Origin of the sequence: Streptomyces sp. NPDC102360 (assembly GCF_044766085.1) — a bacterium.
Lineage (GTDB): Bacteria > Actinomycetota > Actinomycetes > Streptomycetales > Streptomycetaceae > Streptomyces.
The window spans coordinates 332,838-359,478 of record NZ_JBIWLG010000009.1; the positions used below are offsets into that span (position 1 = coordinate 332,838).

Below are 26,641 nucleotides of genomic sequence, written 5' to 3' on the forward strand. Positions count from 1 at the left end.
AAGCCCCTGCGGCGATTGAGCAGGCCCGTCCGGCAGGGCTTTCGGGAAGGGGCGGGGTGGGGGGAGACAACGGCTCAGCCAACCCGCAGCGCCTCCAGTCGTTCCGCGAAGGGGACAACCTCGAAGCCGTCCTCCGGATCGACCGAGGTGATCGCGCCGTGGAGGGAGCGGGGGGCGATGGCCGCGGCGGTGTCGACGTCGGGGGTCTGCGCGGAAGGGGCCATGAGCCGCGCCAACTCCCCGCCCGCACGGGCGATCCGGGTCGCGAGGCCCTCCTCGCCCCAGTCCTCCGACGCCGCGTAGACCGCCGTGGGAAGGACGACCGCCCGCAGGTACGTGAACAGTGGACGCAGCGCGTGCTCCGTGACCAGGGAGTGGCGGGCCGTGCCACCCGTCGCGCCGATCAGCACGGGCTTGCCGGTCAGTGCGTCCTTGTCGATCAGGTCGAAGAACGACTTGAACAACCCGCTGTAGGAGCCCGAGAACACCGGCGAGACCGCGATCAGGCCGTCCGCCGCCGCCACCGCGTCGAGCGCGGCGGCGAGCCGGGCCGGCGGGAAACCGGTGACGAAGTGCTGCGCGATCTCCGTGGCGTAGTCACGCAGTTCGAGCACCTCGACCTCGGCGTCCACGCGCTCCGTGGTCGCGGCGGCCAGCCGGTCGGCGAGCAGCCGGGTCGACGACGGGGCACTCAGCCCCGCCGAGACGACGACGAGCTTCATTCCGCGCTCCCTTCCGAAACCGAAGCCGAAGTCGCCGCCGCGACCCGCGCCGCGTGCGTGGGCGCGTCCGGCACGTTCGCAGGACGCTTGTTCGCGAACTCCTTGCGCAGCACCGGCACGACCTCCTCGCCCAGCAGGTCGAGCTGCTCCAGAACCGTCTTGAGCGGAAGCCCCGCGTGGTCCATGAGGAACAGCTGGCGCTGGTAGTCGCCCACATAGTCCCGGAAGGACAGCGTCCGCTCGATGACCTCCTGCGGCGAACCGACGGTCAGCGGCGTCTGCGAGGTGAACTCCTCCAGGGACGGACCGTGGCCGTACACCGGCGCGTTGTCGAAGTACGGGCGGAACTCCCGCACCGCGTCCTGGGAGTTGCGACGCATGAACACCTGGCCACCGAGCCCGACGATCGCCTGCTCCGGCGTGCCGTGCCCGTAGTGGGCATAGCGCTGCCGGTACAGGTTCACCATCTGCTTGGTGTGCGAGGCGGGCCAGAAGATGTGGTTGTGGAAGAAGCCGTCGCCGTAGTACGCGGCCTGCTCGGCGATCTCCGGCGAGCGGATGGAGCCGTGCCAGACGAAGGGCGCGACGCCGTCCATCGGGCGGGGCGTGGACGTGAAGGACTGGAGCGGCGTGCGGAACTTGCCCTTCCAGGTGACGACGTCCTCGTCCCAGAGGCGGCGCAGCAGCGCGTAGTTCTCGATGGCGAGGTCGATGCCGTCGCGGATGTCCTTGCCGAACCACGGGTAGACCGGGCCGGTGTTGCCGCGGCCCATCATCACGTCGACCCGGCCGTCCGCGACGTGCTGGAGCATCGCGAAGTCCTCGGCGATCTTCACCGGGTCGTTCGTGGTGATCAGCGTCGTGGACGTGGAGAGGATCAGGTTCTCGGTGCGGGCCGCGATGTGGCCGAGCATCGTCGTCGGCGAGGACGGGACGAACGGCGGGTTGTGGTGCTCACCGGTCGCGAAGACGTCGAGGCCGACCTCCTCCGCCTTCTGCGCGATGGCGAGCATGGCCTTGATCCGCTCGTGCTCGCTCGGGGCGCGTCCGGTCGTCGGGTCGGGCGTGACATCACCGACGGTGAAGATCCCGAACTGCATGCTGCTCACCTTGCTCACCTTCCGCAGGTTGTTGACGCTTCAACTATACCTCCGGAACGGTGCGAGGTCGCGCGCTATTCCCGCGCCCTCCCGGCTCGCTAGTGCCCGTACGGATCCCGACCCGTAGCGGCGAGCAAGCGCGCGAACGGATCCGCGTCCGCACCCACCGGCACCGCCGCCCCGAACACCCCCATCTCCCGGCCCGTCGGCGCCAGCCGCTCCACCACCTCCGTGAGCTCCGCCACCACCGCCGGATCGGCCTCGTACGACTGCCCGGTCGCCCGCGCCAGATCCCACGCGTGCGCCGTCAGATCCAGCAACGCCATACCGCCCACGGTCCGCGCCGGCATGTTCATCGCCCCGGTCGTCCCCTCCAACGCACCCGGCGTGGACCAGGCCTCGACGAGCGCCTCCGCCTCACGCGCGAACCGCTCCCGCCAGCCGGCCCGCGCCACGTAGTCCGGCGGCGAGGAGAAGTCAGAGTCCTGCTTCACCGCGAGCTTCTGGAACTCGACGACCACGTGAAGGAGATGGTTGGCCAGGGTCTTCACGTCGTAGTCCGCGCACGGCGTGCGAGCGTCGAGGACCTTGTCCTCGATCCCGGCGACGACGGGAACGGCCCGGGAGACGGCCGCGGCGAGCAGCCCGCCAAGGGGCTTGGCCTGCTTCTGCTTCTGCGTCTGCTTCTCGTTCGTGTCCATACCTCGACGCTACGAGCACGCGGCCCGCCCGGCTTGAAGAAACACGACGCACGAGCCCACGGCCACTGTCAGTGCCCCGCTCTACGCTCTTCCCATGTCACCGGAGATGTCACCGGACCGCCCCGACACCCGCGGGATCGTCGACCCGACCGCGCTGCTCACGCGCGTCCGGCTGCGCCATCACGAGCCCGCCGGGCCGCTGCGCCGGTACGTCGAGCACTACTGGTTCATCGACTGGGACCTGCCGGAGCCCTACGCCTCGAACGTGCTGCCCCACCCGTCCGTGCACCTCACCTTCCAGCAGGACGACATCGACCAGCCGCCGTACGGGGAGCTGACCGGCGTCGCCGCGCCCGGCCTCTACACCCGCAAGATCCACGGGCGGGGAAAGGTGTGCGGGGTGAAGTTCCGGCCGGGGGCGTTCCGGCCGTTCGCACCGGACGCGCCGGTCGCGCAGTGGACGGGCCGGGTCCTGCCCTACGAAGAGGTCTTCCCGGCCACGGATCCCGCGGCCGTCCTCTCCCCCGCCGACGACACCGGCCGGATCGCCGTCCTCGACGCGTACCTGCTGCCGCTGGCCCCCGCCGAACCCGACCCGCAGGCCGAGCTCGCGGCCGGCCTGGTCGACCGCATAAGGGCCGACCGCGGGGTCCGCCGCGTCGCCGACTTCGCGCAGGCCGAGGGCATGACGGTGCGGTCGCTGCAACGCCTCTTCCACGCGTACGTGGGCGTCAGCCCCAAGTGGTGCATCCTGCGCTTCCGCATCCACGAGGCCGTGGAGACGGCAGCGGCCCGGCACGACATCGACTGGGCCGCACTCGCCGCCGACCTCGGCTACGCGGACCAGGCCCACCTCGTACGGGACTTCACGGCGACGGTGGGGGTGCCCCCGACGGCGTACGCAGGCTGAGACGGGCAGTGCCGGTCGCCGTGCTAGTTGGCGTGGTTGATCGCGAAGATCATCACGAACGCCACGATATGAATCCCGAACAGGAAGTACCCCAGGTACCACCACATGTACCGCTCGCCGCGCTTCTCCTCCGCGCGCCGCCGCTCGTCGTACTCGCGCTGAAGCACGTCGAGCGGATCGGGCGGCCCCGCCTGCTCGGGGCTAGGACTGCTCACGGTGCACCTTGGTGTTGGACGCCTGAGCACGCGGCCGCACCACCAGCAGGTCAATGTTCACGTGCGGCGGCCGGGTCACGGCCCAGCCGATCGTGTCGGCGACGTCGTCCGCACTCAGCGGCTCGGCGACGCCCTGGTACACCTTGGCAGCCTTGGCCTCGTCCCCGCCGAACCGGGTCAGCGCGAACTCGTCGGTCTTCACCATCCCTGGCGCGACCTCGATGACCCGCACCGGCGTCCCGACGATCTCCAGCCGCAACGTCTCCGCGAGCACGTGCTCCCCATGCTTGGCGGCGACGTACCCGCCCCCACCTTCATAGGTCCCGAGCCCAGCGGTCGACGACAGCACGACCACAGTCCCGTCCCCACTCGCGGTCAAGGCCGGCAGCAACGCCTGCGTCACATTGAGCGTGCCGATGACATTCGTCTCGTACATCTGCCGCCACTGATCCGGATCCCCGGTGGCGATGGAGTCCGCGCCGAGCGCACCCCCGGCGTTGTTCACCAACACGCCAATGGTCTTGAACGCCGAAGCGAACTCGTCGACGGCAGCCCGGTCGGTCACGTCCAACGCATACGCGACCGCACTGTGCCCAGCAGCCTCGATCTCCTTCGCGACCGCCTCGATCCGGTCCTGCCGACGAGCCGTGAGCACCACGCGGTACCCCTCGGCCGCCAGCCGCCGGGCGGTAGCGGCACCAATGCCACTGCTCGCGCCCGTGACGACGGCGATACGGGATGCGGGGGCGGGAGCCATGGTCTTGCCCTACCTTTCGGCGACGATCCAGGAATCGAGCCCCAGGGTACGCGCGACACTCACACGGGTGACGCCGCTCGATCACCCGGACGGGCCGGGAACGCGCGGGCTAGCGTCACGAACGACAACCGAAAACAGAACGGCCCCCGGCGGGATTGCAGTCCCGGCCGGAGGCCTGACCAAGAGGAAGGCAACACTTCCCATGGCTGAACGCGAGCCTAGCGCTGCAGGGGCGGCGCGGTTCATGGACCTCGACATGCCCGACTACGCGTACATGTTTGGGTTCCTGCAAGCGGATGGACACCTCGGACAAGGGCCGGGCCAGAAGGGCCGGCTGACGCTCGAGGTCAGCGTCCGCGACATCGATCTCCTCTACAGATTCAAGCAGTTGACGCCCTACGACAGCAGCGTCACGGAGCGGATCCGATCTACGAACTTCGCCGAGTCCTATCACTCGGCCACGTGGCGGCTGTGCTCCTCGGAGGCACGCGCGACCCTCAATGGTCTCGGAATGCCGTACGGCCCGAAGTCGAAGAAGATCGCCCCTCCGAACGGCGTCTTCTCGCACCGCGACTACCTGCGCGGCCTGGTCGACGCCGACGGGTCGGTCGGCGAGGCGGAAGGCGGGGTGCCGTTCATCTCGCTCACGACATCCAGCACGGCCATCAGCCTCTACCTGTGTTCCTACGCAGGCCGACTCACGGGCGTTACGCGCGAGCCGAAACGCAACACGCGCGACCAGGTGTACAACGTCACGTACTACAAGGAAGCGGCACAGTCGCTCTGCGCAAACCTCTACTACCCGGGATGCCTGTCGCTCGGCCGCAAGCAAGTCAAGGCCGAGACGGCTGCTTCATGGGTTCGTCCAGCCAGCATGAGGAAGTGGCCGGCTCGCCGCTCCTGGACGCCTCAAGAGGACGAGATCCTGCTCAGAACGTCTGACCCCGCAGCCACAGCCCAGGAGCTCGACCGTACCGAGAAGAGTTGCTACATCCGACTCTGGCGACTCAGGAACGGCCGACTGCTACCGCCCAGCAACCAGTAGCCCACGAGTCGGCGGGATCGAGCAACAGCGCCGACCCCGCCGGCTCATCCCTTGACGCAGACGACCTGCTTGAGCTTGGCCACGACCTCCACCAGGTCCCGCTGCTGATCGATGACCTGCTCGATCGGCTTGTACGCGCCCGGGATCTCGTCCACGACGCCGGAGTCCTTGCGGCACTCCACGCCCCGCGTCTGCTCCTCCAGGTCACGCGTCGAGAAGCGCTTCTTCGCGGCGTTCCGGCTCATCTTCCGGCCCGCCCCGTGCGACGCGGAGTTGAAGGACGCAGCGTTGCCGAGGCCCTTCACGATGTACGAGCCCGTACCCATGGAGCCGGGGATGATCCCGTACTCGCCGGAGCCCGCGCGGATCGCGCCCTTGCGGGTGACGAGCAGGTTCATACCGTCATAGCGTTCTTCGCTGACGTAATTATGGTGAGCGCTCACCTCGGGCGCGAAGGTCGGCTTCGCCTTCTTGAACTCCCTGCGGATGACGTCCTTGAAGAGTGCCATCATGATCGACCGGTTGTAACGGGCGTACTCCTGCGCCCAGTACAGATCATTTCGGTACGCCGCCATCTGCGGTGTTTCCGAGATGAACACGGCCAGGTCGCGGTCGACGAGGTTCTGGTTGTGCGGCAGCCCCTGCGCGATACCGATGTGGTGGTCCGCCAGTTCCTTGCCGATGTTGCGGGAACCGGAGTGCAGCATGAGCCAGACCGAACCAGAATCGCAAATATTCACTTCTGCAAAGTGGTTGCCGGACCCGAGCGTCCCCATCTGCCTCGCAGCCCGCCCCTCCCGGAACTTCACCGCATCCGCGATCCCACCGAACCGCCCCCAGAAGTCGTCCCACCCGCCGGTGGCGAACCCATGCAACCGCCCCGGATCCACCGGCTCGTCATGCATCCCCCGGCCCACCGGAATCACCTGCTCGATCTTGGAGCGGAGGCGGGAGAGGTCGCCGGGGAGGTCGTTGGCGGTCAGGGATGTCTTCACCGCGCTCATGCCGCAGCCGATGTCGACGCCGACCGCCGCCGGGCAGACCGCGCCCTGCATCGCGATCACCGAGCCGACCGTGGCGCCCTTTCCGTAGTGGACGTCGGGCATGACGGCCAGGCCCTTGATCCAGGGGAGCGTCGCCACGTTCTGGAGCTGCTGCATCGCGGCACCCTCGACCGTGGCCGGGTCGGCCCACATGCGGATCGGGACCTTGGCGCCCGGAACCTCTACGTATGACATGAAATCCCCCGAGGATTGGATGAGTTGGCCCGCACGTGGTGAAACATGCGAAATGGATGTAGCGCAAATACCGGCGCCAGCGCGGCAAATCGGATGCCGGACCGGCGTTCACGGCGGCGCGTGCGATAGACATAGTGCCCATTGGCCGCCCCGCCGCGGCAACCGATTAACCAGGCGCAAGGCGCCGAGAGGAGCCTCAGGGTGCAGCGGAAGTCGTACGCGTTCGTACCGGGTGTCGCCGTGCTCCTTGCGGCTGTGCTCGCCGGCTGCACCAGTGGTTCCGACAGCGACGGCGCGGCCGACGACTCGAAGCCCGGTGAGCCGAGCGCGACCGCGTCGACCGCGGAGCCGGGCAAGTACCGGACGCTGCCCGAGCCGTGCGGCCAGCCCGATCAGGGCACGCTGGACGAGATGCTCCCCGGCATCAAGAAGCTCCCGGACGCGGAGCAGCGGGAGAAGGCGTACGAGGGTGTGGCCACGGTCACGTACGACACGGATCGCCGGGTCGGGTGCCGGTGGAAGGACGATTCGGCGCGAGGTGGCACGCATCGGCTGAGCCTCGACTTCGAGCGGGTGGTGTCGTACGACACGGCGGTGAGCGACGACGACCGCGCGGCGGCGGTGTTCGCGTCGAAGGTGGACGCGGCGCACCTCCCGGAGCCGGTGGCGTCGGAGGCGTCGGCCTCGGCGAAGGCTTCGGAGACCGCGTCGGAGTCGGAGGCCGCGTCGCCGTCCGCGTCGGACGAGCCGTCCGGTGACGCCTCCGGCTCCCCGTCCGGGTCCACAGGTGCCGACAACTCGCCCAGCGCCTCCGTCACGCCGGGCAATCTTCAGCCGCGGCTGCTCGACGACCTCGGCGACGAGGCGTTCGTCGACGACGTGCTGGCGGGTCCGACGACCGGTCGGCACCGCACGGTGACTGTGGCGTTCCGCACGTCGAATGTGTTGGTGACCGTCCAGTACGAGGTGCAGTCGGCGACCGCCGCGAAGGTGCCGGACAGCAAGGAAATGCAGGACACAGCGCGGAATCTGGCCGGAAACCTGGTCGGCAAGTTCGGCGATTAGGGGCATTCGGGCACGACCCGATGGCATGGTGAAGGCGAGACGGGCGCGTCGGCCACGGCGTACGGTGACCCATCGGACCCCAGTCGTGAAGGTCGAATGGTCATCACGTGCGGGGGCCGTGGCCCTGTCAGCGTCCTAGTGAAGGAACCATGCACCGTCCGACCAAGCGACTCACCCGCACCCTTGTCTGCGCGGCCGCCGTGCCTGCGGTTCTCGTCGTAGCCGGCTGCTCGTCCGGTTCCGGTTCCGACAGCGCGAAGGACGACTCGCAGGCGAAGGCCTCGGCCTCGACCTCGGGCGCCAAGGCGAAGAAGGTCGCGCCCGCGACGTACAAGGAGCTGCCGCAGGCCTGCGACGCGTTCTCGAAGAGCACGCTGAAGGACCTGGTCCCGAAGGGCGAGAGCAAGGCCGGCGCGTCCGACGACGAGTCGACGCGCGCGAGCTGCTCCTGGTCCAGCCTGGACAACAACGGCGTGAAGGGCTCGCAGTTCCGCTGGCTCAATGCGTCGTTCGTCCGTTTCGACTCGGATGTGAACCGGGGCAGCGGCGACAAGCTGGCCGAGGCGTACTACGCGAAGCAGATCAAGGACGCCAAGGCGACCTCGGGCGCGAAGGACGTGAAGTCGGCGCCGGTGTCCAAGACGGGCGACGTGGCGACGCAGATCGGCTACGACCGCAAGTACAAGGACAAGAAGGACACCGTCACGTCCAAGCAGCAGACGGTCGTCTCGCGCGTGGACAACGTCGTGGTGACGGTCGACTACAACGGTTCGGGTCTCGCGGGCGATGACGCCCCGTCCGCGAGCTCGCTGTCGAAGGACGCGCAGAAGGCGGCGAAGGAAGCGGTGGCCAAGGTCATCGAGTCCGCGAAGGGCGGAGCGAAGGGCGGCGCGTCCTCGGATTCGTCCGGCTCGCCGAAGCCGTCGGCCTCCGAGTCCAAGAAGCCCAAGGAGTCGGAGTCCAAGAAGGGCGCGTGATCGCAGCCCGCTGACCTCCTGTCGGAAGCCCGGTTCCCCCTTGGGGCGCCGGGCTTCCGCGCGTACCGGCCCGCGCCTCTGCGCGTGCATGTGCCAGTCTGTTGGCCGCAACAGCCGGAACTTGGAGGGGAAGTGGAGTGGCCGCGCCACTGAAGCTGACACGGACGCACCGGATACTCGTGGGGGTGGTCATCGCCGGAGCGGTGGTCATCGCCGCCATCGGTTTCGCCGGTTCGTACGCCGCTGTGCGGGAGTTGGCCCTGCAAAAGGGCTTCGGGAACTTCTCGTACGTCTTCCCGATCGGTATCGACGCGGGTATCTGTGTGCTGCTCGCGCTGGATCTGCTGCTGACGTGGATCCGGATCCCGTTCCCGCTGCTGCGGCAGACGGCGTGGCTGCTGACGGCGGCCACGATCGCCTTCAACGGCGCGGCGGCCTGGCCCGATCCGCTGGGCACCGGCATGCACGCGGTGATCCCGATCCTGTTCGTGGTGGCCGTCGAGGCGGCCCGGCACGCGATCGGGCGGATCGCGGACGTCACCGCGGACAAGCACATGGAGGGCGTGCGCATCACACGCTGGCTGCTGGCTCCGGGACCCACGTTTCTGCTGTGGCGACGGATGAAGCTGTGGGAGCTGCGTTCGTACGAGGAGGTCATCAAGCTGGAGCAGGAGCGGCTCGTCTACCGGGCGCGGCTGCAATCGCGGTTCGGGCGGGCGTGGCGGCGGAAGGCTCCGGTGGAGTCGCTGATGCCGCTGCGGCTTGCGCGCTACGGGGTGCCGTTGGCGCAGACCGCGCCGGAGGGTCTCGCGGCGGCGGGCATCGAGGCGCCGCTGCTGCCGGCCGTTCCCGCCCGGCAGGAGGCGCCGCAGCTGGCTCCCGCGGCGCCGCCGGCCGTGGAGCAGCAGGACGCCGGCTACGTTCCCCCGGCGTTCAACGGGCAGCTGCGCAAGGAGTATCGCGGCGGCTACGACCCGGAGTTCGATCCGGCGGTGTACGTTCCCGAGCCGGAGCACCAGGGGCGTTACGAGGAGCAGCCGCCGCGGGGCGCCCCGCGGGCCCCGCAGGTTCCGCAGGTTCCGCAGGTTCCGCAGGCGCAGGCCCCCGCCCCGGTGCCGGCTCCCCGCGCCGCGGAGCCCGAGCCGCGGCCTCAGCCGCAGTACCGGGAGCCCGAGCCCCAGTACCCGGAGCCGCAATACCGCGAACCCGAGTACGCGGAGCCGCAGTTCCAGGAGCCGGAGTTCCCTGTGCCCAATGGGGCGGGCGGGACGCGGCCGTTGGGTGACGGCGCGCCGGACCTCGTCGAGCAGCCGACGGACGACGAGCTGTACCAGGTGTTCCGCGGCTCGATAGAGGGCGAGGGGCTGCCGACGCCGAAGGCGTTCGCGGCGAACGCGGAGGCGCAGTACGGGGTGCGGATGTCGGCGGAGGACGTGTCCCGGTACATGAACCAGTTCGCGGTCCGCTTCGAGCAGGACATGATGAGCGAGGCGTAGGCGGACATACGGGAGGGGCGGCACCGGATCGACTCCAGTGCCGCCCCTCCCGTATGTCCGGGGACCGGTTACGCCCCGAGCAGCTTGCGCACGCGGTCCGCGCCGACGGCGAGGAGCAGCGTGGGCAGTCGCGGCCCCGTGTCACGGCCGACGAGCAGGTGGTAGAGCAGCGCGAAGAACGAGCGCTGGGCGACCTTGATCTCGGCGGGGAGTTCCTTGGCGGTGGCGTCGGCGGGGAAGCCTGCCTGCACCTTCGGAACGCCGTACACGTGGTGGGTCAGGCCGTCGAGCGACCAGTGGTCGTCGAGGCCGTCGAGGAGGAGGCGGATGGACTCGTGCCCCTGCTCGTCGAGCGCGGCGAGCGCCTCCGCGTCGGGCTCGGTGCGCACGATGGTGCGGGACTCGGCGGGCACGTACTTGGTGATCCAGGCCTCGGCCTTGTCGAGCCGGGGGCGGACGGTGTCCAGGTCGGTGACCGGGTTCGCCGGGTCCAGCTCGGAGAGGATCCGCTGGGTCTGCTCCTCGTCCCCGGCGGTGACGTCGGCGACGGAGGCGAGCGTGCGGTACGGCAGCGGGCGCGGCGTGCGGGGCAGCTCGCGGCCCGCGACGCCGATGGCGCGGCTGTACGCGGCGGCGTCGGCGGGCAGCACGGTGCCGTCGGCGACCTTCGCGGCGAGCTTGTCCCACTCGTCGTAGAGCCGCTGGATCTCCTGGTCGAAGGCGATCTTGAACGACTGGTTGGGCCTGCGGCGGGCGTACAGCCAGCGCAGCAGCTGCGGCTCCATGATCTGCAGCGCGTCGCCGGGGGTGGGGACCCCGCCCTTCGACGACGACATCTTCGCCATGCCGCTGATACCGACGAAGGCGTACATCGGGCCGATGGGCTGCTTGCCGCCGAAGATCTGGTCGACGATCTGGCCGCCGACCTGGAAGCTCGACCCTGGCGAGGAGTGGTCGACGCCGGACGGCTCGAAGATCACGCCCTCGTAGGCCCAGCGCATCGGCCAGTCGACCTTCCAGACCAGCTTGCCGCGGTTGAACTCCGACAGCGGGACGGTCTCGGTGAAGCCGTCGAGCGTGCAGGTGTAGGACAGCTCCGTCGTCTCGTCGTCGTACGAGGTGACGGTGGTGAGGTCCTTGCCGCACTGGCCGCAGAACGGCTTGTACGGGTAGTAACCGCTCGCGCCGCCGCTGCCGTCGTCCTCGGACGCGGCGCCGGAGCCCTCGGCGGCCTCCAGCTCGGCCTCGTCGAGCGGCTTCTGCTGCTGCTTCTTACCGGCCTTGGCCGGGTCCTTCTTCGTGCGGTACTGGTCGAGGATCGCGTCGATGTCGCCGCGGTGCTTCATCGCGTGCAAGATCTGCTCGCGGTACGTACCGGCCTGGTACTGCTCGGTCTGGCTGATGCCGTCGAACTCGACGCCCATCTCGGCGAGGGCCTCGACCATGGCGGCCTTGAAGTGCTCCGCCCAGTTCGGGTACGCGGAGCCCTGCGGGGCCGGGACCGAGGTCAGCGGCTTGCCGATGTGGTCCGCCCAGGACGCGTCGGTGCCGGGGACGCCGTTCGGAACCTTGCGGTACCGGTCGTAATCGTCCCAGGAGATCAGGTGCCGCACGGTGTACCCGCGGCGCCGGATCTCGTCGGCGACCAGGTGCGGGGTCATGACCTCGCGGAGGTTGCCGAGGTGGATCGGGCCCGACGGGGAGAGGCCGGACGCGACGACGACCGGTTTGCCGGGGGCACGACGCTCGGACTCGGCGATGACATCGTCCGCATATCGGGAGACCCAGTCCTGGGTCTCCGCGCCTGTGCTCTGGGCCACGATCGGTTGTCCCTCTCTTCGAATCCGGGGTGGGGCTTCACCTCTGCCCGGCCCATTCTCCCAGCTTCCCGGTGCGGAACGAAAACGCGTTACGGCGTCGCGGCGCGGCTCTGGGATACTGGACGTGCATTCCACCCACCCCGACCAGAACGGCAGCCCCCTACATGGCCCCGGTCAAGTCCATCACCGCCAACGTCAACGCACGCCTCGCCGACGCCCTGACCTCCGCCCTGCCGGAGGCCGGCGGCGCGGACCCGCTGCTGCGACGTAGTGACCGGGCCGACTACCAGGCCAACGGGATCCTGGCGCTCGCCAAGAAGGCGAAGGCGAACCCGCGGGAGCTCGCCACGCAGGTCGTCGAGAAGATCACGAACGGCGAGCTGATCGCCGACGTCGAGGTCTCGGGCCCCGGCTTCCTGAACGTGACGGTCACCGACAAGGCGATCACCGAAACGCTCGCGGCACGCGCCGCCGACACGGACCGGCTCGGCGTGCCGCTGAAGGACGTCCCCGGCACGACGGTCATCGACTACGCACAGCCGAACGTGGCGAAGGAGATGCACGTCGGCCACCTGCGGTCCGCCGTGATCGGCGACGCGCTGCGCGGCATGCTCGACTTCACGGGCGAGCGGACGATCGGCCGGCACCACATCGGTGACTGGGGCACGCAGTTCGGCATGCTCATCCAGTACGTGATCGAGCACCCGGACGAGCTGCCGAAGGCCGGTGCGGACGCCGACGGCGAGCAGGCCATGTCGACGCTGAACCGGATCTACAAGGCCTCGCGCGCGGTCTTCGACGCGGACGAGGACTTCAAGGAGCGGGCCCGTAAGCGGGTCGTGGATCTCCAGTCCGGCGACAAGGAGACCCTTGCCCTCTGGCAGCGGTTCGTCGACGAGTCGAAGGTCTACTTCTACTCGGTCTTCGAGAAGCTCGACATGGAGATCCGGGACGACGAGATCGTCGGCGAGTCCGCGTACAACGACGGCATGCCGGAGACGGCCCGCCTGCTTGAGGAGTCGGGCGTCGCCGTCCGTTCCGAGGGCGCGCTCGTGGTCTTCTTCGACGACATCAAGGGCAAGGACGACCAGCCGGTCCCGCTGATCGTGCAGAAGGCGGACGGCGGCTTCGGCTACGCGGCCTCCGACCTGACCGCGATCCGCAACCGTGTCCAGGACCTCGACGCCACGTCGCTCCTCTACGTGGTCGACGTCCGTCAGTCGCTGCACTTCAAGATGGTCTTCGAGACGGCGCGGCGCGCGGGCTGGCTCTCCGACGAGGTGAGTGCGCACAACATGGCGTACGGCACGGTGCTCGGTGCGGACGGCAAGCCGTTCAAGACGCGTGCGGGCGAGACGGTGCGCCTGGAGGACCTGCTCGACGAGGCGGTGCAGCGTGCCGCCGAGGTCGTACGGGAGAAGGCGCGGGACCTCACCGAGGAGGAGATCCAGGAGCGGGCGCAGCAGGTCGGCATCGGCGCGGTGAAGTACGCGGACCTGTCGACGTCGCCGAGCCGTGACTACAAGTTCGACCTGGATCAGATGGTGTCGCTGAACGGTGACACGTCCGTCTACCTCCAGTACGCGTACGCCCGTATCCAGTCGATCCTGCGCAAGGCGGGCTCCGGCGTGGCTCCGGCCGCGCACGCGGAGCTCGAACTCGCCCCGGCGGAGCGGGCGTTGGGACTGCACCTGGACGCGTTCGGTGACACGGTCTTCGAGGCGGCCGCCGAGTACGCGCCGCACAAGCTGGCGGCGTACCTGTACCAGCTGGCCTCCCTCTACACGACGTTCTACGACAAGTGCCCGGTCCTGAAGGCGGATTCGGCGGAGCAGGTGGAGAACCGCCTGTTCCTGTGCGACCTGACGGCCCGGACGCTGCACCGCGGCATGGCGCTGCTCGGCATCCGCACGCCCGAAAAGCTCTGACGACGATCTGAACGACGAAACGGGGGGTTCCCATGGCACTGTTCGGCAACGCTCATCCGATCGACCCGGCCAAGGCGGCACAGGACTACGGTCGGCTGCTCGGCCAGGGTGAACAGATATACGGCGCCTATCAGTTGATACGTGACGCGATCCTGCTCACGGACCGGCGCATGATCCTCATCGACAAGCAGGGGATGACGGGCAAGAAGGTCGAGTACCACTCGGTGCCGTACCGCAGCATCTCCCACTTCGCCGTGGAGACGGCCGGTCACTTCGATCTGGACGCCGAACTCAAGATCTGGATCTCGGGGAACTCGGTGCCGATCGAGAAGACCTTCACCAAGGGGGTCGACATCTACGAGGTGCAGGCGATTCTGACGCAGTTCGTCGCACGCTGAGGTCTCGGCGAGCTGCGGTCAGCCCCGCAGCTCGCCCTTGACGACCTTGCCGGAGGCGTTGCGTGGGAGGTCGGCCGCGAACTCCACGTACCTCGGCACCTTGTAGTTCGCCATCTCGCGGCGCGCCCAGGCGATGAGATCGTCCTCGGTGAGGACGCCGCCCGGCCGGCGCACCACGTACGCCTTGCCGACCTCGCCGAGCCGCCCGTCGGGCACGCCGACCACCGCGACGTCGGCCACCTCCGGGTGCAGGCCGAGGAGTTGCTCTATCTCGGCCGGGTAGGCGTTGAAGCCTCCGACGATGAACATGTCCTTGATGCGGTCGGTGATCCGGAGATAGCCGGCCGCGTCCATGACCCCGACGTCGCCGGTGTGCAGCCAACCGTCCGCGGTGATCGCCTCTGCGGTGGCGGCGGGGTCCTCGAAGTACTCGCGCATGACGTTGAAGCCGCGGACCAGGACCTCGCCCGGCTCTCCGGGGGCTGCCGAGTCGACCCGCACCTCCGTGCCCGGTATCGCCCGCCCCGACGTCTCGGCGATCAGCTCCGCCGGGTCGCCGCGGCGGCACATCGTGGCGATGCCGCTGGACTCGGAGAGGCCGTACGCGGTGAGGACCGTGGCCACGTGCAGCTCGCCGCGCAGCCGTTCCACGAGGCGCAGGGGGACCACGGCGGCGCCCGTCACGACGAGCCGCAGCGCCGACAGGTCGTGGGAGTCGCGCGAGGGGTGGTCGAGGAGGGACTGGTGGAGCGTGGGCGGGCCCGGCAGGACCGAGATGCGCTCGGACGCGATGTTGGCGAGGGCCGTGTCGACGTTGAAAACGGGCTGCGGCACCATCGTCGCGCCCCGCATCAGGCAGGCGAGGACCCCGGCCTTGTAGCCGAACGTGTGGAAGAACGGGTTCACGATCAGATAGCGGTCGCCCTCGCGCAGCCCCGCGAGGTCGGCCCAGATCTCGTAGCCGCGCAGCGTCTGGGCGTGGGTGATGACGGCGCCCTTGGGGCGTCCTGTGGTGCCGGAGGTGAAGATGATGTCCGAGGGGGCGGTGGGGTCGACCGCGGCGGAGCGTTCGCGGACCTCGGCCGCCGTGATCTTGTCGCCGGCGGCAAGGAACTCCTTCCAGCTCCGGTAGCCGGGAGCATCGGGAGCTCCGTCGCCGAACACCACCACCTGTTCCAGGGAGGGCAGTTCGGCGCCCGCCTCCTGCGCGCGGCGCAGTGACGCCACGTAGGACGTGCCGAGGAAGGTTCCCGTGACGAACAGCAGCCGGGCCCTGGAGCGGGCCAGGATGTCGGCGGCCTCACCGCCCTTGAAGCGGGTGTTGAGCGGTACGAGCACGGCCCCGGCGCTCACCGCACCCAGCGCCGAGACGATCCAGTCCAGCGTGTTCGGCGCCCAGACCGCGATCCGGTCCCCCGCCCGAACACCCGCCGCCATGCACGCCGCCGCGGCCCGCTCGACGCGCTCGCCGAGTTCCGCGTACGAGATACGGGTACGCCCCTCGACCACGGCCTCACGCTCGCCGTACCGTTCGGCAGCGTCCCGTACCAGCTCCGGGACCGTTCCCCACTCGCCATCCGTACGCATCGAACGACCTCCCACAACGCCGTAGCTGACTATCCGTCAGATTAGCTGTAGCCTGACGCGCTGTCAGCACACCGGACAGGCGGCAGACGGAACCAAGTGGGGGTGCCCATGGCGGGACTCAAGGACGCGACGGCCATCGTCGGTATCGGACAGACGGCGTTCGCGAAGCAACTCCCGGAATCCGAGAAGACGTTGGCGTGCCGCGCGATCATCGACGCGCTCGACGACGCGGGGATATCCCCGTCCGAGGTCGACGCCTTCGCGTCCTACACGATGGAGGAGACGGACGAGGTCGAGGTGGCCAAGTCCATCGGGGCCGGCGACGTCACCTTCTTCTCCAAGGTCGGTTACGGGGGCGGCGGTTCGTGCGCGACGGTCGCCCACCTGGTCGCGGCGATCGCCACCGGACAGGCGAGCGTCGGTATCGCATGGCGCTCCCGAAAGCGCGGCAGCGGGCCGCGCCCCTGGAAGAACACGGCCGTCCAACTCCCCACCCCCGCGCAGTGGACGCGGCCGTACGGGCTGCTCCGCCCGGCCGACGAGATCGGCATGCTGGCCCGCCGCTACATGCACGAGTACGGCGCGACGCGCGACCACCTCTTCAACGTCGCGCTCGCCTGCCGCAACCGGGCCAACCAGAACCCGGCCGCGATGATGTACGAGCGCCCCATGACCCGCGACAGTTATATGACCTCGCGGTGGATCAGCGAGCCGCTCTGCCTCTTCGACAACTGCCTGGAGACGGACGGGGCGCTGGCCTGCGTCATCGTCTCCGCCGAGCGGGCCCGCGACTGCCGGCAGAAGCCGGTCTACGTCCACTCGGCGGCGCAGGGCCTGCCCGCGCAGCACCACGGCATGGTCAACTACTGGAACGACGACCCGCTGACCGGGCCCGCGTGGACGGCGGCCCGCCACCTGTGGAAGAACGCGGACGTCACCCCCGAGGACGTCGACGTCGCCCAGATCTACGACGCGTTCACCCCGCTCATCCCGCTCTCCCTTGAGGGGTACGGGTTCTGCGGGCGCGGCGAGGGGGCGGCGTTCACGGAGGGCGGGGCGCTCGAGATCGGCGGGCGTCTTCCCATCAACACGGGTGGCGGGGGCCTGTCCGAGGCGTACGTCCACGGGTTCAACCTCATCAACGAGGGCGTGAAGCAGTTGCGGGGGGTCAGTACGGCGCAGGTCCCGGACGCGGAAACCTGTCTGGTGACGGCGGGCGAGGGGGTGCCCACGTCGGCGCTTCTGCTGCGCGCCTGATCGTCACCTTGCGCCGTGACGGTGTTGCGGTCGCGGGGCTCCGCCCCGGACCCCGCTGCTCAATCGCCGCAGGGGCTTGATTTGCCCACCCGTCGCAAGGGATTACGAGTCACACCGGAGGACAGCTCATGGCAGACGCGACGACCACCTCACAACTCCTGACCCCCACCCCCGACGACGACGGCGCCCCCTTCTGGGAGTACGCGGCCCGCGGCGAGCTGCGCATACAGGCCTGCGCCAACCCCACCTGCGGAGAACTCCGTTTCCCGCCCCGCCCCTGCTGCCCGCACTGCCAGTCCTTCGACAGCGAATGGCGCAGGATGAGCGGCCGCGGCCGCGTCTGGTCCTACGTCATCCCCCACCCGCCACTGCTCCCCGCCTACGCCGCCCAGGCCCCGTACAACGCGATCGTCGTCGAACTGGCGGAGGCGCCCCGGATCCGGCTCGTCGGCAATCTGGTCTCCGCCGCCGACGCCCCGCTCAACTCCGTCGACCCGGACCGCATCAAGATCGGCGCGCGGGTGCAGGTGGTGTTCGCGGAGGTCGACGGGGTGGCGGTGCCGCGCTGGGTGCTGGAGCGCTCATGAGCGTGATCGCGGAGATCGACAAGGGCACGGGCGTCGCCACCGTCACCCTCGACCGCCCGCACCGCCACAACGCCCTGGATCAGGCCACGGTCGCCCAACTGGCGCAGACCTGGCGGGAGTTCCGCTTCGACGACACCGTGCGGGCGGTCGTCCTGACCGGGGCGGGCGACCGGGCGTTCTGCACGGGCATCGACCGCGGCTGGGACGTGCCGCAGCCGGGCTCCCCGTACTCGGCGGACGATCCGCTCCCCACGGTCGGCCCGAAGGCCAACGACCTGTGGAAACCGGTCGTCGCCGCGGTCAACGGCATGGCGTGCGGCGGGGCGTTCTACCTGATCGGCGAATCGGAGTTCGTGGTCGCGGACGAGACGGCGACGTTCTTCGACCCGCACACCACGTACGGCATGGTCAACGCCTTCGAGGCGATCCACCTGGCCCAACGGATGCCGCCGGGCGAGGTGGCCCGGCTCGCGCTGATGGGCTCGGCGGAACGGATGTCGGCGCGGCGGGCGTACGAGGTGGGTCTCGTGTCCGAAGTCACCGGCCCCGGCGGGGCGTTGGCGGCGGCGGTACGGTGCGCCACCACCATCGCCTCGTATCCGACGGAGGCCGTCCAGGGCACCGTGAAGGCGGTCTGGGCGGCCACCGCGGCCACCCGCGAGCGCGCCTTCGCGCACGCCCCCGACCTGATCAAGCTGGGCAATCTGCCGCCGGAGCGGCAGGCCGACCTCTTCAACTCCCGTACGCAGAACCGGGAGTTCAGGGTGCGCTGAGCGCGGTCAGCGCCGCACGTAGGCGTCGGGGGTGATGTCGCAGTGGTCGACCTTCGCGGCGAGATCCGCGCTGCCGACCGGCACCCTGGCGGTCGTCCTGCCCTTCGCGGGCACCTCGACCTCGTGGCCGACGGAGGTCACCGTGGCGCCGCTCGCGTCGAGGAACTCGGCGCGGACGTCGAACCGCGCGCGCCTGCTTTTGGGGTTGGTGACCTCCACGGTCGCGTACGCCTGCCGTGCGTCCGCGCACTTGATCAGCTTCACCCTGCCGTCCCGCAGGTTCGACGAGGAGGAGGACGAGGTCGTCGTGGGGGTGCGGTGCCTGGTGTGCCGGGTGTAGCCGCTGCCGCTCCCGGAGTAGCCGGACGACGACGAGTCGTGCTTCTGCGACGAGCTGCTGCAGCCGCCACCGCTGCTGCTGCTGCTCCGGCTCTTGGAGTGTCCGTGGCTCCGGCCGGTGGTGAACCCCGTGAGGGCCACCACGACCAGGGTCGCCACGGCTGTCAGTTTCAGTCCCCGTTTCATCACGCGGGGCACCCTATCGGGGCCGGACGCCGCACAGCAGGGCGCACGGGGGCGGGCCCCGGGGTCACTTGCTGGTCCCCGTCCCCTTCTCCGCGTCCAGCGCGTACACGCAGCGGTCCTTGCTGCACGCGTAGACGACGCCGTCCCTGACGACGGGCGTGCCCGTGATCTCGCCGCCCGTGGCGAGCTTCCAGCGCAGCCGGCCGTCGTCGGCCTTCAGCGTGTAGAGCAGGTGGTCCGTGGAGCCGAAGTGGATGCGCTCGTCCGCCACCACGGGCGCCCCGACGATCTCGCCGCCGGCCTGGAAGCGCCACTTCGGGGTGCCGGTCACGGCGTCCAGGGTGTAGAGCCCCTGGCCGGAGCCGACGTGGACGTGGCCCTGGGCGACCAGGACAGGGTCGACCGACGCGGGCCGGGCCTCGGTCGCGATGCGCCAGCGGTCCCGGCCGTCCGTGGCGTCGAGCGCGTACACGGTGCCGAGGTGGTCGACGAGGTACACGCCGCCGCCGGTGACCGCGGCGCCGGGGGCGAACGCGGGCGGGCTGAGGAACACGGCCGGGGCCTCGAAGTGCCAGCGGACGTGTCCGGAGGCGGCGTCGATGGCGAGGACGCGGGTGCCCGCGGCGACGTACACATGGCCGTCGGACGCGGGCGTCAGGCGCATCGGGACGCCGCCGCAGGAGGCCGCGTCGCCGATCGGGTACGACCAGCGCTCGTCACCCGTACGGGCGTCGAGGGCGCGAAGCCGCGTGTCCTGCCATACGTAGACCGTGCCGTCGTGCATGACGGGTCCGGCCTCCGCGGCCTCGAAGTCGGTCTGGCAGCCGGTGATCTCCCACTGGAGGTCGCCGCTGACGGCCTCGCGGGCCTGGACGCCGCCGCCGCGGGTGGCGGTGACGACGATGCCGCGGCCGGCCTGCAGCGCGTACACCCAGGCGTCGGTCTGGATCCGCCACAGGTCGCCGCCCTCGCGGGCGTCGAGCGCCCACAGGGTGGGGCCGTCGGAGGCGTGGATGCAGCCGTCGGCGACGGCCATGGACCAGGCGACGTCACGGGTCTTGAAGCGGCGCCGCCCGGTGGCCACGTCCAGGACGTGCACCTCGAACGACGTGACGTAGACGAGATCGTCCGCCACGGCGGGCGTGCCCCACACGTCGTTCGACATGCGGAACCGCCAGGGCCGCCAGGGTGCGCCCTCGGCGGCGGCCGGCGCGGGCACGACCGGTTCGTGCGAGCCGTTCACGGCGGGTTTGGAGCGGGACCAGGATCCGGCGAGGCCCGACTCGGCGGGCGGCGCCTTCACGGCGGCGGCCCGCGCGTCGGCGACCCGCGGTCCGGGGCCGATCGGCACCTGCGCCCCGGCGAGGTGCACGGGCCCGTCGGCGACGAGGCTCTGGCCCGCGGGGACGGGCGAGTGCCGCCACCCGTCCGTACCCACGGGCCGCGGGGCGGGGGCCATCGGCGGCGCGGGCGGCTGGGAGGGCATGGCGGGGATGGGGGCGTGCCCGTTCGGGGCGGCGTGCGCGCCCGGGCCCGGCCCTCGGTTCATGGCCGGCTTGGGGGCGGGGCGGCCGCCGCGGCGCGACTCGATCAGGGCGACGGAGCGCTCGGGCAGCCAGGCGGACGCGGTGCCGCTGTCGTCGCTGCCCGCGCCGAACAGGTGCGGGGCGAGCTGCGACTGGAGGTCGGCCGGGGACGGCCGCTGGGCCGCGTCCATCTGCATGCACGCTTCGAGCAGCGGCCGCAGCTCCTCCGGGAGGCCCTCCAGGTCCGGGCCCTCGCGCAGCAGCATGAACACGGTCTCGACCGGGTTCGCGCCGTGGAACGGGGCGTGCCCGGTCGCCGCGAAGACGAGCGTCGAGCCGAGCGAGAAGACGTCCGAGGCCCCCGTCACGCTGCGCGAGTCCTTCGCCTGCTCGGGCGACATGTACGCGGGTGTGCCCACGGCGACGTTCGTCATGGTCAGGCGCGTGTTCGAGACGCCGGACGCGATGCCGAAGTCGATGACGCGCGGGCCGTCCTCGACGACCAGCACGTTCGACGGCTTGAGGTCGCGGTGCACCAGGCCCGCGCCGTGGATCGACTGAAGGGCCTCGGCGACACCCGCGGCGAGCCAGCGGACGGCCTGGGCGGGCAGCGGCCCGGTCTCGTTCACTATTTCTTCGAGGGAGGGCGCGGGGACGTACGCGGTCGCGAGCCAGGGCACGGCCGCGCGCGGGTCGGCGTCGACGACGGCGGCCGTGTAGAAGCCGGACACCGCCCGTGCCGCCTCGACCTCGCGCGTGAAACGGACCCGGAAGAGCTGGTCCTCCGCGAGTTCCGTACGCACCGTCTTGATCGCCACGCGTCGGCCCGAGGCCGAGCGCGCCAGATAGACCAGGCCCATGCCGCCCGCGCCGAGCCGTCCCAGAACCTCGAACGGACCGATCCGCCTCGGATCGTGCTGCGTCAGCTGATCCATCACTCGCCTGCCACCTCCCCGTGCGGGCCACCGCACTCACGGCCCCCGTCAGCGTCTCACCACCGAAGCGCCACGGCGGCACGCACCCCGATTCTTCCTGTCTCGGCCCTCAGTTGCGAACCTCGGGTCAAAACGGGGTGTCTCGGAGCATTCGGGGCCCCTCACGCCTGCTCGCACACCGCGAACACCGCCCCTTGATCATCCTCGATCACGGCGGCCCGTCCGTACGCCATGGGACGCGGACCCACCCGCACCCGCCCGCCGAGGCGGACCGCGGCCGCCGCCGTGGCGACGGCGTCGGCGCAGCCGAAGTGGAGCAGGAACCGGCCGGGCCCCTCGGGGACGACCCTACGGCGGACCGCCTCCCAGGAAGGGCCCTCTTCGGGGTCGGTCCCCCCGAACGAGGCCACCCATGGGCCGCCCTCTTCGAACGACGCCGCCCCTGGAGCGGCCCCCTCGGACGACGCCGCCCCGGAGCCGGCCCCTTCGAACGACGCCGTCCCGAAGGCCCCCTCTCCGAATACGGCGCCGTAGAAGGAATCGCTCAACGCGGCGTCCGGTGTGAGCAGCTCGGCGCCGCGGAACGCCCCGACTCCACCCACCCCGTCGAAACCCCGGTGGCTCCCCGCCTGCCGCAGCACGAACTCCGCCCCCTCCGGCCCCCGCGCGAGCGCCACGGTCGCCTCCGTCCCGCCGGAAAGCGGCCCCGCCACGATGTGCCCGCCCGCCGCGAAGACCCGTTCGGCGGCGGCGTACGCGTCGCGCACCGCGAGGTGGACCCGCCAGCGGGCGCCCCGGTTCGCGGGGGCGAGGGCGGCGACGGAGCGGTCCGCGCTGTAGGCCGCCGTGTAGTAGCCGCGCTCGGCGCCCGCGCCCTCGTCGAAGGTCCAGCCGAAGAGATCGCCGTAGAACCGTTTGCCCGCCTCGACGTCCGCGAGCCGGGCGTCGGCCCAGCACGGGGCCCCTTCGGGAAAATCGGGGGAAGCGAGCCGGTCGCGGCGGGCGGGGCGCATGAGCGTCACGCTAACCAGGCCGAACGGGCCACCGCGCTTGAAATTCGAACGTTTGGCCAATTCCAGTCGCTCACGGCGCGTCATTTGACCGGAGGTCATGACGGCCAACCCCATTTGCAGTCGGCCAGATCGCGCTCCGATCACCCCTCGGTAAGCTGACGGCATGACAGGACAAGTACGGACCGTCGACGGCCGCGTGGCCGGCCGGCGTGGTCAGGCGACACGTCAGAAGCTGCTCGACTGCCTCGGCGAGATGCTCAGCTCCTCGCCCTACCGGGACGTCAAAGTCATTGATGTCGCGCGAAAGGCGGGCACTTCGCCCGCGACCTTCTACCAGTATTTCCCGGACGTCGAGGGCGCCGTCCTGGAGATCGCCGAGCAAATGGCCACCGCGGGCGCGGGGTTGACCGAACTGGTCGCGGACCGCTCCTGGATCGGCAAGGCCGGCTGGGCCACGGCGCAGGAACTCGTGGACGGATTCCTGGAGTTCTGGCGCAAGAACGACGCGATCCTGCGCGTCGTCGACCTCGGCGCGGCCGAGGGCGACAAGCGCTTCTACAAGCTCCGCATGAAGATCCTTAACTCGGTGAACAACTCCCTCGCCGATGCCGTCAAGGACCTTCAGGACAAGGGCAAGGTCGACAAGGACGTGAGTCCGGCCGCGGTCGCCGGTTCACTGGTCGCGATGCTCGCGGCGGTCGCCTCGCACCAGCGGGGCTTCCAGACCTGGGGCGTCAAGCAGGCCGAACTCAAGCCGAACCTCGCCCTGTTGGTGCACCTGGGCGTGACCGGAAAGAAGCCCACCAAGTAACTCTTCCTGGTCCTGTCGTGCAGCGGCGGTTCGCGTGGTGCAACGTGAGCCGCCGCTGTTGCAGTTCTTCCGCAGTTCTTCGGCAGCCCACCGCTCAGCGGCGCTCAAGCCGGAACAGCCGGATCTGCCGCTCCACCCGCCGCTGGTACGTGGCGTAGGGCGGCCAGAACTTCAGCGCCGCCGCCCAGGCCACCTCCCGCTCACGGCCCTCCAGGAGCCGGGCCGTCACCGGGACGTCCGCCCCGCGCCAGTTGATCTCGGCGTCCGGATGCGCGAGCAGATTCGCGGTCCAGGCGGGATGCCCCGCCCGCCCGAAGTTCGACCCGATGAGCAGCCATGTCCCGGCCTCCTCCTCGGGCATGCACGCGAGTGGAATACGCCGCTCGATCCCGCTCTTCGCGCCGCGCACGGTGAGGATCACGCCCGGCAGCATCTGCGCGCTGAGCAGCACCTTTCCGCGCGTGAGCCGGTGCACGGTGCGGTCGAGTACGGGGATGACGTGCGGCGCGAGGCGGCCGAACGTCCGCGTCGACGACACCTTCTGCACCAGCTTGATGCCCGGCGGCGCCATCAGACCGCCACCTCGAAGGCGGGCCCCGGCGCGAACAGCTCGGCGGCCTGCGCGGCGCGGTCCCGCAGCAGGTGCACGGGCCCGAACAGCAGCTCGTCGCCGGTGGCCCGCTTCAGGTACAGGTGCGCCTCGTGCTCCCAGGTGAACCCGATGCCGCCGTGCAGCTGCACGGCCTCCCCGGCCCCGGTCCGCAGCGCCTCCAGCGCCTGGGCGAGCGCGAGCCCACCGACCGGCGCCTCGTCGTCCGTGCTCGCCGCCCACGCCGCGTAGTACGCGGCCGAGCGCGCCGCCTGCACCGTCACGTACACATCGGCGAGCCGGTGCTTCACGGCCTGGAAGGACCCGACGGGCCTGCCGAACTGCTCCCGTTCCTTGACGTACTCGACGGTCCGTTCAAGCGCCCGGTCCGCGGCGCCGACGGCCTCGGCGGCGAGCAGAGTGGCGACGGTGTCACCGACGGCGGCCAGCGACGCATTCACGTCACCGTCCTCCTCGCCCAGCAACTCGGCGTCGACGTCACGGAGTTCGATGCGCGCCTGCGGCCGCGTCTCGTCCATGGCCGTCTGGCGTACGCGGACGAGCCCGGGGGCGTCCTCGCGGACGAGGAACAGGAGCGTGCGGGAGCGGGCGAAGCCTCCGGTGTGGGCGGCGACGAGCAGCAGTCCGGCGCTGTGGCCGTCGAGCACCTGCTCGGCCTGCCCGTAGAGCCGCCAGCCGTCATCTCGCCGGGCGGCCTGTACGCCGCCGGCCCGGCCGCCGCCCGCCCAGTCCCCCGCGTTGTCGGCGACGAGCCCGAGGGCGGTGGCGAGACCCGTGCCCGGCACGGCGAGCGTCGCGGTCAGGGCGCCTTCGGCGATCTTCGGCAGCAACGCGGAGCGCTGGGGCTCCGTGCCGAGGGCGGAGATCAGCGGGGCCGCGAGCCCGCTGGTGGCGAGCAGCGGTGTGGGCGCGAGAGCACGCCCCAACTCCTCCGCCGCGAGTGCGAGTTCCACGAAGGATCCGCCCACGCCTCCGCGCTCCTCCGGCAGCGCGAGCCCCGGCAGGCCGAGCTCCGCGCTGAGGGTGCCCCACAGGGCGAGGTCATGGCCGGCGGGGGTGCGGGTGGCGGCCTTGACGTCGTCCGGGGTGCAGCGCTTGGTGGCGAGTTCGCGCAGGGTACGGCGGATCTCTTGCTGTTCCTCGGTGAACCTGGCGTCCATGTGGGCCCCTTTCTGACGGGGCGTCATGTTAGGACGGCTGTCGCCGGATGCCCAGAGCTACGCGCACTCGACCGCGCACTGAATCGCACCCTCCTCCACACCCCCGTATCTGATGTACCGTCAGATTCATGACTGAGACCGGGAGCCAGGATGACTGAAAGTGGAAGCAAGGTCGCCATCACGGGCATCGCCCTCTCCGACTGCGGCCGCGTCGACGAGGCCACTCCCTACGCCCTGCACGCCCAGGCCGCCCGCCGGGCACTCGCCGACGCGGGGCTCACCCCGGACGTCGTCGACGGCTTCGCGAGCGCGGGCCTCGGCACCCTCGCGCCGGTCGAGGTCGCCGAGTACCTGGGCCTCAAACCCCGCTGGGTGGACTCCACTTCGGTCGGCGGCTCCACCTGGGAGGTCATGGCGGCGCACGCGGCCGACGCGATCCGGGCCGGTCACGCGCGCGCCGTCCTCCTCGTCTACGGCTCCACGGCCCGCGCCGACATCAAGGCGAAGCGCCGCACCTCGAACCTCTCCTTCGGCGCGCGCGGTCCGCTCCAGTTCGAGGTCCCGTACGGCCACTCGCTGATCGCCAAGTACGCGATGGCGGCCCGCCGCCACATGCACGAGTACGGCACGACCCTTGAGCAGTTGGCGCAGGTCGCGGTCCAGGCGCGGCAGAACGCCTCGCACAACCCGGAGGCGATGTTCCGCGACCCGATCACGGTCGACGAGGTCCTCGCCGGGCCGATGATCGCGGACCCGTTCACCAAACTGCACTGCTGCATACGCTCGGACGGCGGCGCGGCGGTGCTGCTGGTCGCGGAGGACCTGGTGGCGGACTGCGCGAAGCCGCCGGTGTGGGTCCTCGGCTCCGGCGAGCACGTCTCCCACACCACGATGTCCGAGTGGGACGACTTCACGGTCTCGCCCGCGGCGGTGAGCGGGCGGCTCGCGTTCGAGCGGGCGGGGGTGCGGCCGGACGAGATCGACATCGCGGAGATCTACGACGCCTTCACGTACATGACGCTCGTGACCCTGGAGGACCTCGGCTTCTGCGCCAAGGGCGAGGGCGGCGCCTTCGTCGAGAAGGGCCGCCTCCTGCACGACGGCGAACTGCCGACGAACACGGACGGCGGCGGCCTCTCGGCCCAACACCCCGGCATGCGCGGCCTGTTCCTCCTCGTGGAGGCGGCACGGCAGTTGCGCGGCGAGGCGGGGGGCCACCAGGTGCGGCGGCCGGACGGTTCACTGCCGCGGCTCGCGGTGGCGTCGGGCACGGGCGGGTGGTTCTGCTCGGCCGGGACGGTGGTGCTGGGGCGGGACTGAGGATCACGGGGCGCCGCCCGCCTGATCCGCTTCGACCACGCCGCCCACCTCCTCGCGGCGGGCCACCCGGCCGCCGACGCCGCCACCGCGAGCGGTTACGTGGACCAGCCTCATCTCCTGGCCCGACTCGGCCCCGGGGCGCCGGGCGGTGGCGCGACCGTCGGG

At 70.5% G+C, this 26,641-nt stretch carries 25 protein-coding genes and 1 pseudogene; 13 read left to right on the forward strand and 13 right to left on the reverse strand.

Annotation, left to right across the window (positions count from 1 at the left end; translation table 11 throughout):
• Positions 1-74 precede the first annotated feature (74 nt).
• The 3 genes from ACIRHA_RS31150 to ACIRHA_RS31160 all read right to left on the reverse strand — a co-directional run bounded on the left by ACIRHA_RS31150 (position 75) and on the right by ACIRHA_RS31160 (position 2,523).
• A complete protein-coding gene (locus ACIRHA_RS31150; RefSeq protein WP_403852769.1) occupies positions 75-722 on the reverse strand; it encodes a CE1759 family FMN reductase in 648 nt (215 codons plus the stop codon).
• Complete coding sequence (locus tag ACIRHA_RS31155; protein ID WP_403852893.1) at positions 719-1,822, reverse strand: LLM class flavin-dependent oxidoreductase; 1,104 nt, start codon at positions 1,820-1,822, stop codon at positions 719-721. Before ACIRHA_RS31155 ends, ACIRHA_RS31150 begins: the two co-directional genes overlap by 4 nt.
• Before the next feature lie 98 nt (positions 1,823-1,920).
• On the reverse strand, positions 1,921-2,523 hold the full coding sequence (locus tag ACIRHA_RS31160) for a TIGR03086 family metal-binding protein (RefSeq protein ID WP_403852771.1): 603 nt from the start codon (positions 2,521-2,523) through the stop codon (positions 1,921-1,923).
• Between the two features lie 106 nt (positions 2,524-2,629).
• Here ACIRHA_RS31160 and ACIRHA_RS31165 point away from each other — a divergent pair, with 106 nt between their 5' ends.
• A complete protein-coding gene (locus tag ACIRHA_RS31165; RefSeq protein WP_403852895.1) occupies positions 2,630-3,433 on the forward strand; it encodes a DUF6597 domain-containing transcriptional factor in 804 nt (267 codons plus the stop codon).
• A 23-nt stretch (positions 3,434-3,456) separates the two neighbouring features.
• Here the strand turns inward: ACIRHA_RS31165 and ACIRHA_RS31170 are convergent, their stop codons facing one another.
• Positions 3,457-3,648: a hypothetical protein gene (locus tag ACIRHA_RS31170; RefSeq protein WP_403852773.1), complete on the reverse strand. Its 192-nt coding sequence runs from the start codon at positions 3,646-3,648 to the stop codon at positions 3,457-3,459.
• A complete protein-coding gene (locus ACIRHA_RS31175) occupies positions 3,635-4,405 on the reverse strand; it encodes an SDR family NAD(P)-dependent oxidoreductase (RefSeq protein ID WP_403852775.1) in 771 nt (256 codons plus the stop codon). The genes ACIRHA_RS31170 and ACIRHA_RS31175 overlap by 14 nt, the downstream gene beginning before the upstream one ends.
• Before the next feature lie 244 nt (positions 4,406-4,649).
• On the opposite strand from ACIRHA_RS31175, the gene ACIRHA_RS31180 reads away from it, so the two are divergent.
• The gene (locus tag ACIRHA_RS31180) at positions 4,650-5,450 is read left to right on the forward strand and encodes an LAGLIDADG family homing endonuclease (protein WP_403852777.1); all 801 of its coding nucleotides are present in this window, start codon (positions 4,650-4,652) and stop codon (positions 5,448-5,450) included.
• Positions 5,451-5,494: 44 nt separating this feature from the next.
• Here the strand turns inward: ACIRHA_RS31180 and ACIRHA_RS31185 are convergent, their stop codons facing one another.
• Positions 5,495-6,688 carry an RtcB family protein gene (locus tag ACIRHA_RS31185; protein ID WP_403852779.1) on the reverse strand — a complete coding sequence of 398 codons (1,194 nt, stop codon included), beginning with the start codon at positions 6,686-6,688 and terminating at the stop codon, positions 5,495-5,497.
• 201 nt (positions 6,689-6,889) lie between these two features.
• Between ACIRHA_RS31185 and ACIRHA_RS31190 the strand changes: the two genes are divergently transcribed.
• From ACIRHA_RS31190 to ACIRHA_RS31200, 3 genes are all read left to right on the forward strand, one after another.
• The gene (locus ACIRHA_RS31190; protein WP_403852781.1) at positions 6,890-7,753 is read left to right on the forward strand and encodes a DUF3558 domain-containing protein; all 864 of its coding nucleotides are present in this window, start codon (positions 6,890-6,892) and stop codon (positions 7,751-7,753) included.
• Between the two features lie 149 nt (positions 7,754-7,902).
• The gene (locus ACIRHA_RS31195; protein ID WP_403852783.1) at positions 7,903-8,730 is read left to right on the forward strand and encodes a DUF3558 domain-containing protein; all 828 of its coding nucleotides are present in this window, start codon (positions 7,903-7,905) and stop codon (positions 8,728-8,730) included.
• 137 nt (positions 8,731-8,867) lie between these two features.
• Positions 8,868-10,226: a DUF2637 domain-containing protein gene (locus ACIRHA_RS31200; RefSeq protein ID WP_403852785.1), complete on the forward strand. Its 1,359-nt coding sequence runs from the start codon at positions 8,868-8,870 to the stop codon at positions 10,224-10,226.
• A 68-nt stretch (positions 10,227-10,294) separates the two neighbouring features.
• Here the strand turns inward: ACIRHA_RS31200 and lysS are convergent, their stop codons facing one another.
• Positions 10,295-12,070 (reverse strand): lysine--tRNA ligase, encoded by a 1,776-nt coding sequence (lysS, locus tag ACIRHA_RS31205; RefSeq protein WP_403852897.1) that lies wholly within the window; start codon positions 12,068-12,070, stop codon positions 10,295-10,297.
• 140 nt (positions 12,071-12,210) lie between these two features.
• On the opposite strand from lysS, the gene argS reads away from it, so the two are divergent.
• Together argS and ACIRHA_RS31215 are read left to right on the forward strand one after the other, a co-directional pair.
• Positions 12,211-13,974, forward strand: a complete 1,764-nt coding sequence (gene argS, locus ACIRHA_RS31210) for an arginine--tRNA ligase (protein ID WP_403852787.1) — start codon at positions 12,211-12,213, stop codon at positions 13,972-13,974.
• A gap of 32 nt (positions 13,975-14,006) precedes the next feature.
• Positions 14,007-14,372 carry a PH domain-containing protein gene (locus ACIRHA_RS31215; protein ID WP_326021061.1) on the forward strand — a complete coding sequence of 122 codons (366 nt, stop codon included), beginning with the start codon at positions 14,007-14,009 and terminating at the stop codon, positions 14,370-14,372.
• Between the two features lie 18 nt (positions 14,373-14,390).
• Here ACIRHA_RS31215 and ACIRHA_RS31220 read toward each other — a convergent pair whose 3' ends face one another.
• Positions 14,391-15,959 (reverse strand): FadD3 family acyl-CoA ligase, encoded by a 1,569-nt coding sequence (locus ACIRHA_RS31220; protein WP_403852789.1) that lies wholly within the window; start codon positions 15,957-15,959, stop codon positions 14,391-14,393.
• A gap of 108 nt (positions 15,960-16,067) precedes the next feature.
• On the opposite strand from ACIRHA_RS31220, the gene ACIRHA_RS31225 reads away from it, so the two are divergent.
• The 3 genes from ACIRHA_RS31225 to ACIRHA_RS31235 all read left to right on the forward strand — a co-directional run bounded on the left by ACIRHA_RS31225 (position 16,068) and on the right by ACIRHA_RS31235 (position 18,576).
• Complete coding sequence (locus ACIRHA_RS31225) at positions 16,068-17,216, forward strand: lipid-transfer protein (RefSeq protein ID WP_403852791.1); 1,149 nt, start codon at positions 16,068-16,070, stop codon at positions 17,214-17,216.
• Between the two features lie 128 nt (positions 17,217-17,344).
• Positions 17,345-17,803: a Zn-ribbon domain-containing OB-fold protein gene (locus ACIRHA_RS31230; protein ID WP_403852793.1), complete on the forward strand. Its 459-nt coding sequence runs from the start codon at positions 17,345-17,347 to the stop codon at positions 17,801-17,803.
• A complete protein-coding gene (locus tag ACIRHA_RS31235; RefSeq protein ID WP_403852795.1) occupies positions 17,800-18,576 on the forward strand; it encodes an enoyl-CoA hydratase/isomerase family protein in 777 nt (258 codons plus the stop codon). Before ACIRHA_RS31230 ends, ACIRHA_RS31235 begins: the two co-directional genes overlap by 4 nt.
• 6 nt (positions 18,577-18,582) lie before the next feature.
• On the opposite strand, the gene ACIRHA_RS31240 is transcribed toward ACIRHA_RS31235, so the two are convergent.
• The 3 genes from ACIRHA_RS31240 to ACIRHA_RS31250 form a co-directional block, all read right to left on the reverse strand.
• Positions 18,583-19,074: a hypothetical protein gene (locus tag ACIRHA_RS31240; protein ID WP_403852797.1), complete on the reverse strand. Its 492-nt coding sequence runs from the start codon at positions 19,072-19,074 to the stop codon at positions 18,583-18,585.
• Positions 19,075-19,165: 91 nt separating this feature from the next.
• Positions 19,166-21,565, reverse strand: coding sequence for a PQQ-binding-like beta-propeller repeat protein (locus ACIRHA_RS31245; protein ID WP_403852799.1), 2,400 nt, complete (start codon positions 21,563-21,565; stop codon positions 19,166-19,168).
• Positions 21,566-21,723: 158 nt separating this feature from the next.
• Positions 21,724-22,575 carry a VOC family protein gene (locus ACIRHA_RS31250; protein WP_403852801.1) on the reverse strand — a complete coding sequence of 284 codons (852 nt, stop codon included), beginning with the start codon at positions 22,573-22,575 and terminating at the stop codon, positions 21,724-21,726.
• Positions 22,576-22,738: 163 nt separating this feature from the next.
• On the opposite strand from ACIRHA_RS31250, the gene ACIRHA_RS31255 reads away from it, so the two are divergent.
• Entirely contained in the window at positions 22,739-23,386 is a 648-nt protein-coding gene (locus ACIRHA_RS31255) for a TetR family transcriptional regulator (protein WP_403852803.1), read from the forward strand.
• Positions 23,387-23,480: 94 nt separating this feature from the next.
• Here ACIRHA_RS31255 and ACIRHA_RS31260 read toward each other — a convergent pair whose 3' ends face one another.
• Positions 23,481-23,957 carry a nitroreductase family deazaflavin-dependent oxidoreductase gene (locus tag ACIRHA_RS31260; protein WP_403852805.1) on the reverse strand — a complete coding sequence of 159 codons (477 nt, stop codon included), beginning with the start codon at positions 23,955-23,957 and terminating at the stop codon, positions 23,481-23,483.
• Entirely contained in the window at positions 23,957-25,156 is a 1,200-nt protein-coding gene (locus tag ACIRHA_RS31265) for an acyl-CoA dehydrogenase family protein (protein ID WP_403852807.1), read from the reverse strand. The genes ACIRHA_RS31260 and ACIRHA_RS31265 overlap by 1 nt, the downstream gene beginning before the upstream one ends.
• A gap of 150 nt (positions 25,157-25,306) precedes the next feature.
• Here ACIRHA_RS31265 and ACIRHA_RS31270 point away from each other — a divergent pair, with 150 nt between their 5' ends.
• Together ACIRHA_RS31270 and ACIRHA_RS31275 are read left to right on the forward strand one after the other, a co-directional pair.
• Complete coding sequence (locus ACIRHA_RS31270) at positions 25,307-26,476, forward strand: thiolase C-terminal domain-containing protein (RefSeq protein WP_403852809.1); 1,170 nt, start codon at positions 25,307-25,309, stop codon at positions 26,474-26,476.
• A gap of 12 nt (positions 26,477-26,488) precedes the next feature.
• Positions 26,489-26,593 (forward strand): annotated as a pseudogene (locus ACIRHA_RS31275) (AraC family transcriptional regulator); the annotation flags it as partial.
• Between the last annotated feature and the right edge of the window lie 48 nt (positions 26,594-26,641).

Excerpts from the sequence above, each read along its gene's own strand:
- ACIRHA_RS31220 (WP_403852789.1), bottom strand. The coding sequence starts at position 15,959 with ATGCGTACGGATGGCGAGTGGGGAACGGTCCCGGAGCTGGTACGGGAC.
- ACIRHA_RS31265 (WP_403852807.1), bottom strand. The coding sequence starts at position 25,156 with ATGGACGCCAGGTTCACCGAGGAACAGCAAGAGATCCGCCGTACCCTG.
- ACIRHA_RS31255 (WP_403852803.1), top strand. The coding sequence starts at position 22,739 with ATGACAGGACAAGTACGGACCGTCGACGGCCGCGTGGCCGGCCGGCGT.
- ACIRHA_RS31215 (WP_326021061.1), top strand. The coding sequence starts at position 14,007 with ATGGCACTGTTCGGCAACGCTCATCCGATCGACCCGGCCAAGGCGGCA.
- ACIRHA_RS31150 (WP_403852769.1), bottom strand. The coding sequence starts at position 722 with ATGAAGCTCGTCGTCGTCTCGGCGGGGCTGAGTGCCCCGTCGTCGACC.
- ACIRHA_RS31160 (WP_403852771.1), bottom strand. The coding sequence starts at position 2,523 with ATGGACACGAACGAGAAGCAGACGCAGAAGCAGAAGCAGGCCAAGCCC.
- ACIRHA_RS31260 (WP_403852805.1), bottom strand. The coding sequence starts at position 23,957 with ATGGCGCCGCCGGGCATCAAGCTGGTGCAGAAGGTGTCGTCGACGCGG.
- ACIRHA_RS31180 (WP_403852777.1), top strand. The coding sequence starts at position 4,650 with ATGGACCTCGACATGCCCGACTACGCGTACATGTTTGGGTTCCTGCAA.
- ACIRHA_RS31185 (WP_403852779.1), bottom strand. The coding sequence starts at position 6,688 with ATGTCATACGTAGAGGTTCCGGGCGCCAAGGTCCCGATCCGCATGTGG.
- ACIRHA_RS31250 (WP_403852801.1), bottom strand. The coding sequence starts at position 22,575 with ATGCGCCCCGCCCGCCGCGACCGGCTCGCTTCCCCCGATTTTCCCGAA.
- argS (WP_403852787.1), top strand. The coding sequence starts at position 12,211 with ATGGCCCCGGTCAAGTCCATCACCGCCAACGTCAACGCACGCCTCGCC.
- ACIRHA_RS31225 (WP_403852791.1), top strand. The coding sequence starts at position 16,068 with ATGGCGGGACTCAAGGACGCGACGGCCATCGTCGGTATCGGACAGACG.
- ACIRHA_RS31155 (WP_403852893.1), bottom strand. The coding sequence starts at position 1,822 with ATGCAGTTCGGGATCTTCACCGTCGGTGATGTCACGCCCGACCCGACG.
- ACIRHA_RS31195 (WP_403852783.1), top strand. The coding sequence starts at position 7,903 with ATGCACCGTCCGACCAAGCGACTCACCCGCACCCTTGTCTGCGCGGCC.
- ACIRHA_RS31235 (WP_403852795.1), top strand. The coding sequence starts at position 17,800 with ATGAGCGTGATCGCGGAGATCGACAAGGGCACGGGCGTCGCCACCGTC.
- ACIRHA_RS31175 (WP_403852775.1), bottom strand. The coding sequence starts at position 4,405 with ATGGCTCCCGCCCCCGCATCCCGTATCGCCGTCGTCACGGGCGCGAGC.
- ACIRHA_RS31165 (WP_403852895.1), top strand. The coding sequence starts at position 2,630 with ATGTCACCGGACCGCCCCGACACCCGCGGGATCGTCGACCCGACCGCG.
- ACIRHA_RS31270 (WP_403852809.1), top strand. The coding sequence starts at position 25,307 with ATGACTGAAAGTGGAAGCAAGGTCGCCATCACGGGCATCGCCCTCTCC.
- ACIRHA_RS31230 (WP_403852793.1), top strand. The coding sequence starts at position 17,345 with ATGGCAGACGCGACGACCACCTCACAACTCCTGACCCCCACCCCCGAC.